The following is a 7785-nucleotide window of genomic DNA, read 5'->3' as shown; positions in this document are numbered from 1 at the left end:
CTTGTTGTAATGGATAATGGGTTGCAACCTACAATCCGGACCCCGTATATTTGCGGGAATTGATGTTTCAATCCTTGTTGTAATGGATAATGGGTTGCAACTGCGACCGCAAAACACGGCGATTGCACGGCTATAGTTTCAATCCTTGTTGTAATGGATAATGGGTTGCAACAGGTTTGTTCACTTTCGGAAGATGTTCTAAAAGTGAAGTTTCAATCCTTGTTGTAATGGATAATGGGTTGCAACCCCGAGACCCCCGCTGACACCCCCAAGACATCACAGAGTTTCAATCCTTGTTGTAATGGATAATGGGTTGCAACATGCAGGACATGTGCCTTCGCACTTGGGCGGCTCCCGTTTCAATCCTTGTTGTAATGGATAATGGGTTGCAACTGAAATCCACACGCCACATGAATATCAAAACGATGAGTTTCAATCCTTGTTGTAATGGATAATGGGTTGCAACGTCAAAACCACTTTTGAAGTTGGAAAAGTGTATTGTTGTTTCAATCCTTGTTGTAATGGATAATGGGTTGCAACGTGGTGATGGTCACGGTGTCGCCATCTGTAACCCGAGGTTTCAATCCTTGTTGTAATGGATAATGGGTTGCAACTGACGTTCTAAACTCACTCATTTATTGATCCTATTGTTTCAATCCTTGTTGTAATGGATAATGGGTTGCAACCCATTCCAACGCGAGTTCCGTGTGCCGTGACGGCAGTGTTTCAATCCTTGTTGTAATGGATAATGGGTTGCAACTTGTCGCCACCCGGGGCGCACCAATACACGCCGCGGTTTCAATCCTTGTTGTAATGGATAATGGGTTGCAACACTGCCGCAATCAAGGCGAAATAATAGAGTTAGCTCGTTTCAATCCTTGTTGTAATGGATAATGGGTTGCAACAACCGAATTTCCAATTCGAGTTTGGTTATTTCGGAGTGTTTCAATCCTTGTTGTAATGGATAATGGGTTGCAACATCGAGTGCCAATTGGATTAACTCACCTTTTTTGCAAGTTTCAATCCTTGTTGTAATGGATAATGGGTTGCAACCAATCTGTGCACGGAGTTTTCCGATTTGATGAGCGTGTTTCAATCCTTGTTGTAATGGATAATGGGTTGCAACCTGCCTGTCGCGGTCACTGTCATTAAATCATTGATGTGTTTCAATCCTTGTTGTAATGGATAATGGGTTGCAACAGAGATTGGCTGGGATGCTGAGGATTTGCAGTTCATAGTTTCAATCCTTGTTGTAATGGATAATGGGTTGCAACCGCATTTTTGGTGAAAACCTAGAAAATTCAGCTAAATACAAAAAATTTTCCGACCTCCTTTTTGGCATTTTCGACCGAAATTTTGCGAAAAACAGCATGTTTTAACCCAAATTTTGACGTTTGAAAGTGCTTTTTTTATCACTAAAAACAATCATTTACAGCACTTCAGCCACGCTGCCAAAATAATTTTCTGTCAGCAAATTTTACACTTTGGCAGCCATACCACCGTGACACCCCGCTGACTGACTGCGACTTTACACCCGTTCGCCGACGATAGCAACAGTTTCCTGCACGATCGCCCCTAAACACAAATATTCCGATAACAACAATCCTCACAGCGCATTTTTGACCCCGTTCGCGCCGGCACCCGCCCCGTCTTCAATAATAAAAAAATAGCATGAATGAATTGATGTGCCTTCGCCACCAACTGGTCAGTAATTGCAACTTCTAATAACTGATTCCCATCCCGCACATACGCTACAAACCCCCGCGTCACCGGCTGTTGATACACTTCCCGAATTAACATCGCATACAACACAATCTGCATTTCATGCGTTTTGAATACCGCTTGACGTGGCGCTGTATATTTATAATCCAATGGCGCCAATGACCCATCTTTTAACCATAAAATCTCATCTACAATCCCCCGCAAACGCAATTGTGGCGATGCCAAATACACCTCAATCTCACGCTTAACTGCACCAATTTTACGCCGCAAATAATCACGATTTTCAGTTGCCCGCCGCTGATGCACCTCCCGCCCTTTTAATACCTTAAACCGTTTTTCTTCATGCTGCGGAATATGCTGTACATTCATAAACCAAATAAAACGCGGACAATACACATACTCCAATACCTCCGATGGCGTCAACATCGGCGTCCGCTCATGATCGCTTAACCATTGACGCACCACCGCATCGTGGCGTTCTAATTCCTCCGCCTCAGCATCAATCTCATTATTCATACAAACAATGCCAATATCTCATCCGTCACCAATTGCTTATCAAATGCCTGCCCCAATAATATCGTCTTCTTAAAATCCATCTCACACATCGGAAACAAATACACCGAATCTACCTGTGCATCCGTCAATTCCTCAATTTGCAACCGCAATTCATCCAATCGGTTGCGTTCAATTGTCCCTAAAAACACCGATTTTTGCACCCGATATAACCCGACATTCTTACAACACCGCGCCACTCTGCTCCGCACTTTATTATCCACAATATCATAAATAATCCACACCAACATCTCCGTCGTTTTCATCTTCAATTCTCCCAATCCATGTATTCGCCAAATGATGACAATCCAACTGCACCGTATCCCGTCGTTTAATTCGCCGCTGCCGATACAAAATGCTCTCATCTAAATACGTTTCAAACGCATTCAGCAATACCACTTTACCCGCTTTTTCTAACCACAACCCATTTTCTAAACGCTTAAATAACGCATCATTTACCTGTTTTGCCGTAAATAATCCCAGCACCGTCTCATCTGCCCAAATACGGTAGTTTTCAATCAAATCAAATACCAACGACTTCTTCTGATAATGATCCGTATGCAAAAAACCCACATACGGATCCAATCCAGCAATCACACACGCCCGCTCAACAATGCCGTATAAAACTCCATACGCATAATTCAATAAACAATTAAACTCATCTTTCGCTGGATTGCGCGACCGCTCGACAAATTGGAATGAAGCTGGCAATAACAAATTCACCGCTTCCAAATACGTCCGTCCCGCCCGCCCCTCAAATCCCATTAACGTCCCACGCATTTCATCCAACGACCCCGTCAATTGCACAACGCTCTGACGCAATGCACCTAGTTGCTCTAACTTATCCGTCAATTCACCATACAATCGGGTGCGCCGCGAGCGCATGATTTCTAATAATTCAATTTGATTCCCCAACTTACATCCCAGCCATTCCCGCACCAATAGTATTCCCTGCTCAGTATCCGCAATGCGTAATTGTTCCCGCCGAATTGCAATCGTCGAACCCGGCCGTCCATGCCAAATCCGCCCATAGGGATCACCGTATTTATCCAGAAAAACAATATCAATATTATTTTCCACTGCCAATTCAATCGCATCAGTGGACAAACTCGCCCCCGTTGTAATTAAAATTGAACGCACTTTACGCGCCGCCACCTCCTTTTTATCCTCCTTAATTTTAATTAAAAACAACTCACCTTGACGATGCAAGTAGCTACCAAACGTGGTTAATACTAAATTCATTTCAAAATCACCTATTCACCATCCACCGGCCAATATTCTTCCAATATCTGCTCCAAAGTAAAGGGGCACTCTATTGGAAAAACCGCCTCATTTAATCCAGTTTCTAATGCCGCTTGCAACACCGCCCGATAATAACTATCTAATAAACAATCTACCACCCGCCCCCGCAAACTCGGATTATGATTTAATAGGTTTTCAATATCTAATCGCTGAATATGAATTGCCAATCGCCAACTCTTTCCCCGCCATTGCGGCTGATACTGCCATTTTAATAAATACGCTAATAATACCGACAGCCTGCTTATCAATTCCCGTCGTTCCCGCACGCCCATATTTTCTAATTCATCTGCGACATGTTCCGCATCAAAAGCAACCCAATTGCGTTGCCGACACAAAGCCGCTTGTTCATATGCCCATTGCGCAAAATCTACGTTATACTGCGTCATGCTCACTTTCTCCGTGCAGTTTTTTCAATCCTTGTTGTAATGGATAGCACGTTAAAATCATGCGCGCTTATCCCGATTTTCCATAGTAATTAACTCCCCAAATCCATGACTCACACCATGCCCAAAAGCAAAACCATTCGGCAACACCGCATTAGTGCGCACCACACCACCAATCCCTAAAAACCGCTCCTGTTTATACTCAATCGTCTGTGTGTAAAACTGCGCAAACACCGCATACAATCGCTCCGAAAACGTCACTTCTAATCCACGCATCGCAATCAACAGCGCCGCAATCAATAATCGCTCCCGCTCCGCCATTTGCTGCTGTTTGTTCATACGTTGGTATTGTTGATAATTACGCGGATTAAACAACAGCGCCGGCGTCAGCAAACGATAACTCATTAAAGAGTCACTCACCCCAAACGTCACCGCCTGAGAAGTTAATACAGCGTCCGCAATCGTCACCTCATCATTTCCAATCCGCAATGCTAAATCCAGCCACGGCAAGTTTAATAAACGCGGCGCCGCTTGATGCCACCCAACCATCACACCATGTCCATTCCACCAGCGGTATTGCACTCGCGGATAACGATACAATGACTTACCCGTCACCGGATCGTGTTGATGAAATAAATCATCTGCCCGAAATGCATTTGCTAATGCCCCACGCAATTGCCGACTGCGCACGACTTTATCACCCGGTAATTCACAGCCCCAATCCAATTCTACTTCGGTATAGGGAATAGTTGCTAAAGAATACATGTTGTTGACTCCTCATCATCACCAAAATCTAAACCACTATCAGAATGATAATAACCTGCGCGTAATACCCAAAATGCACCCACTAATTCAGCATATTCCTCAGGATGAAATGTTGGACGCGCATACACAGTTACCGTCCGCCGTTTTAATTCACCTGCTAATGCGCGTAACGCCTCGCGTCGTTCCCACCGATCCGCGATATTCAATGCCGCTTTTAATTGATCGAGCAACCACTTTTCCTCCACATTTAATACCAAAAAACTGATTTGTTGAATACGCCCCCGCAATAAGGTTTGCACATCCGGCATCTCTTCCCAATACGCAAAAGCGCGAGTAATTTCTGCGCCTGTATTCTTACGCGCTTTCACTAAATCAAAATACGCTTGACCTAAACCCAACACCGATTTTTCATTCAATTGTTTTGGTTGTTGTGCTAATACTTCCCGCGTAACATTTAATAAAATTGGATCATAGATCATACTGGCATAATCGCGCCCACTAGCACTCGTCAAAGAGATAATTTCTACCCGACCGCCACATTCATCTAACCGATTATTACGATTGCAGCGTCCCGCAATCTGAATTAACGCATCCAATGGCGCAAAATCACGAATCACAATATCCATATCAATATCCACGCCCGCTTCAATTGTCTGCGTAGAAACCACAACACACGGCTTTCCTATTGATAAAGATTTAATCGCATCAATTTTAACGATGCGATCATTTGGCGTTACGTCAGCAGTAATTAAATAAACTGGTGTTGTGTTTGGCACATACGCCCGCACCGCTCGCCAAATAGTCTTTGCACTCGCACGAGTATTCAGCGTCATTAACACCCGCTGCCCATGTGCTTGCCAACTATCTAAACGCCGCAGTAATTCGGCAATAAAATCATCAATGCACTGTGTGTCACGATGCCGCAAAATGAGTTGATAACGATTAAACTGATTAAAAATTGCCGTCATTTGTGCAGCATCTCCCGCCAATTCCTGCGCACCCGTTAATAACGCTGGCTGCGTTGCCGACATTAACAACACGCGGCTATTACCTTCTATCGTTAAACCGCGCAACGTATGATCTACAACATCCCACAATTGACACGGCAGTGTTTGCACTTCATCCAAAATAATCACCGCATCCATTAACACATGATGACGCATTTGATGCTTAGTGCGCGGCGATAACAACGCCAGCAATAATTGGTCAAATGTGGTAACAATGATTTCAGAACGCCAAGTATCTAAATAAAACCGCGTATAAGACGTGCCGAGTTTTTTACCTTCCCATTCATACTCACGTTGAGATAACGAATGACTAGATAATAAAAGATCAGATTGCACAGTATCATTGACATCTATACCTAGCAACTCACGATATTCTTTTTCTGTTTGGTCAACAATAGAAAGAAATGGCAGCGCAATAATAATACGCGGTGCAACGCCTGTTTGCGCCATCTGTTCTCGTTGCGCGAATGCCCAACTCGCCGCTAATAACGTTTTACCGGTACCAGTCGGCAAGGTTAAAGTGCAATAATGATCTGTGGAATTGATATTAGCGGTGAATTGCGAGCGCAATTGTTGCCGCAAATCATCGAGCGGTGTTGTTGTTAAATCGGTAATACGTTTAGTCACGCATTCTGGCGATAACATTGGACGTGCAACTTGCAGATAACGCTGGGTATTTTCTTGACTCAACGCTAAAAAGGCTTTATCCGCTTCTAATAATAGCGAGAAAATAAACTGCGTCCACAGCCGAAAATGCACTGCTTCCTCAGTTGATAAAGCGTGTAGTTTTTCTGCAATATCTTGGCGACGAAATAACCACCGCCGCGCATCTTCAAATTCACCCTCAATCTCAGTGAATTCTAAACCGCTGGCATGAGATAATGCCGTATAATTCAATTGTTCCCATTGCGTTAAGAGTGGATCATCGTCATCAAGACGCAGCCGATTTTCTAAATACTCCAGCGTAGCAAAACCAGCATGATGACCTGCAATCGCTTGCGTTAAAGCTAAAATAGTGAGTGGTGCCAACTGTTGTTGACGCGCCCATAATAACGTTAATGCTGCCGACAATGCTGAATGTTCTTTAGCGCGGTAATCACCGCGATATTTTTCGGGATTGCGGATATAGCTTTGAAAAGCTGGACTACCTTTTCCTAAATCATGCCCGCGAACTAATGCAGTTAATACAGCCGCCGTCTCTGGACGTTGCGTGCGGACTTTTTCTGAATGGGTATTGAATAAAAACGTCGCTGCTGTATTCACCTGTTCAATGTGTTGCGTTAATAACAACGTTGGATGCGACAACAGCGACGTTTCATTCATAAAAAGACTCCTGTCCACTGAGTTGTTTGCCATGCAACCGCCGTTTCAACTGTAAACGGTTGCCCGCGATGTTCGAGAAAATAAGGTGCATGACTGAATACGCGATTGGCGCTCACCTGACGCGGCAGCCGCAATAAATGCACTCCCAATTTATCATTGCTAATCAATTGCACCTGCTCTGCTGAACACACTCCTTGCACCTGATAGCGCCCAAATGGTAATGAGATTGCAGATTCACACGCAATGAACTCGACATCACTTAATAACTCAGATAATCCCATGCACGGATTAAAATGCCACCGTCGTTGTTTAATCCGCTCCACTAATTCGTTAAACCGCGCCGGTTGTGTTGGCCACGCTAACTGCAATTGATACTGCGGTTTTAATAGCCACTCTTGCCGATGTAACGCCGCTTTTTCTGGTGCTGGTGATTCACTCCCGCGTTGATTGCGTTTAATTTCTAATGGCAATGCGGTCGGAGGGTCTTTGCGCAATTTAACCCGATGCCAAAATCGCTCTGGTAATGCACCGCTCACCGCAACTTTTAATTCTGCCAATTCAGTCGCCAACGCATCTTTTTCTAATCCCAAAATGGCGGCGACTAATCCCAATACCACCGTGCGCGGTGGCACGGGGTAAGTGAGAGCATTGACATTTGCCTCGGCGCGGAGAAAGTGACCGTATTTAGCCGACCAATTGACACTGAGGATGTCCATAGCATGATGCCTGTT

At 44.4% G+C, this 7785-nt stretch carries 7 protein-coding genes and 1 CRISPR repeat array; all 7 genes read right to left on the bottom strand.

Going from position 1 to position 7785, the window contains the following annotated elements:
• Positions 1-64: 64 nt before the first annotated feature.
• Positions 65-1274: a CRISPR direct-repeat array (repeat unit 37 nt; unit sequence GTTTCAATCCTTGTTGTAATGGATAATGGGTTGCAAC).
• A gap of 301 nt (positions 1275-1575) precedes the next feature.
• Genes cas4 through cas5 form a run of 7 tightly spaced genes read right to left on the bottom strand, consistent with a single transcriptional unit; the run spans position 1576 to position 7770 of the window.
• Positions 1576-2238, bottom strand: coding sequence for a CRISPR-associated protein Cas4 (gene cas4 / locus HUK38_RS10675; protein ID WP_238787593.1), 663 nt, complete (start codon positions 2236-2238; stop codon positions 1576-1578).
• The gene (gene cas2 / locus HUK38_RS10670) at positions 2235-2540 is read right to left on the bottom strand and encodes a CRISPR-associated endonuclease Cas2 (RefSeq protein WP_202985547.1); all 306 of its coding nucleotides are present in this window, start codon (positions 2538-2540) and stop codon (positions 2235-2237) included. Before cas2 ends, cas4 begins: the two co-directional genes overlap by 4 nt.
• On the bottom strand, positions 2503-3516 hold the full coding sequence (gene cas1, locus HUK38_RS10665; RefSeq protein WP_182584316.1) for a CRISPR-associated endonuclease Cas1: 1014 nt from the start codon (positions 3514-3516) through the stop codon (positions 2503-2505). The genes cas2 and cas1 overlap by 38 nt, the downstream gene beginning before the upstream one ends.
• Before the next feature lie 11 nt (positions 3517-3527).
• Positions 3528-3962 (bottom strand): DUF29 domain-containing protein, encoded by a 435-nt coding sequence (locus tag HUK38_RS10660; protein WP_182584315.1) that lies wholly within the window; start codon positions 3960-3962, stop codon positions 3528-3530.
• 57 nt (positions 3963-4019) lie between these two features.
• Entirely contained in the window at positions 4020-4724 is a 705-nt protein-coding gene (locus HUK38_RS10655; protein WP_182584314.1) for a CRISPR-associated endonuclease Cas6, read from the bottom strand.
• Complete coding sequence (cas3, locus tag HUK38_RS10650; RefSeq protein WP_182584313.1) at positions 4712-7054, bottom strand: CRISPR-associated helicase Cas3'; 2343 nt, start codon at positions 7052-7054, stop codon at positions 4712-4714. The genes HUK38_RS10655 and cas3 overlap by 13 nt, the downstream gene beginning before the upstream one ends.
• Complete coding sequence (gene cas5, locus HUK38_RS10645; RefSeq protein ID WP_182584312.1) at positions 7051-7770, bottom strand: CRISPR-associated protein Cas5; 720 nt, start codon at positions 7768-7770, stop codon at positions 7051-7053. The genes cas3 and cas5 overlap by 4 nt, the downstream gene beginning before the upstream one ends.
• Between the last annotated feature and the right edge of the window lie 15 nt (positions 7771-7785).

Source organism: Thiospirillum jenense, assembly GCF_014145225.1.
Classification (GTDB): Bacteria; Pseudomonadota; Gammaproteobacteria; order Chromatiales; family Chromatiaceae; genus Thiospirillum; species Thiospirillum jenense.
The sequence above is the reverse complement of the archived record's forward strand: the minus strand, read 5'-3'. Positions and strand labels throughout refer to the sequence as shown.